We start from the raw sequence: 363 nt of genomic DNA, 5'->3' as shown, positions 1-363 counted from the left end.
TAACGGGGCGGTCTTGAAAACCGTTAGGGTGCAAGCCCACGTGGGTTCGAATCCCACCCTCTGCGCCATTTTGCCCAAGTAGCTCAGTCGGTAGAGCAAGGGACTGAAAATCCCTGTGTCGGTGGTTCGATTCCGCCCTTGGGCACCAAATTTAAACTGTTATTGAATAGCAGTTTTTTTATGCCTTATCAATTTAATAAATTTAAAAGGTATTGTTAGGCCCCTTGGTCAAGCGGTTAAGACACCGCCCTTTCACGGCGGTAACAGGGGTTCGATTCCCCTAGGGGTCACCAAATATGGGAGTATAGCTCAGTTGGGAGAGCATCTGCCTTACAAGCAGAGGGTCACAGGTTCAAGTCCTGT

2 tRNA genes are annotated in these 363 nt (G+C 49.0%); both read left to right on the top strand.

From position 1 onward, the window contains the following. The first annotated feature begins 72 nt into the window (after positions 1-72). Positions 73-148 (top strand) — tRNA-Phe (locus EZV73_RS28545). Between the two features lie 70 nt (positions 149-218). Continuing rightward, positions 219-293, top strand: a tRNA-Glu gene (locus EZV73_RS28540). Positions 294-363: the final 70 nt, after the last annotated feature.

Source organism: Acidaminobacter sp. JC074, from assembly GCF_022496765.1.
Classification (GTDB): domain Bacteria; phylum Bacillota; class Clostridia; order Peptostreptococcales; family Acidaminobacteraceae; genus JABXKX01.
Note: the sequence above shows the minus strand (reverse complement) of the source record. Positions and strands in the feature narration are given on the sequence as shown.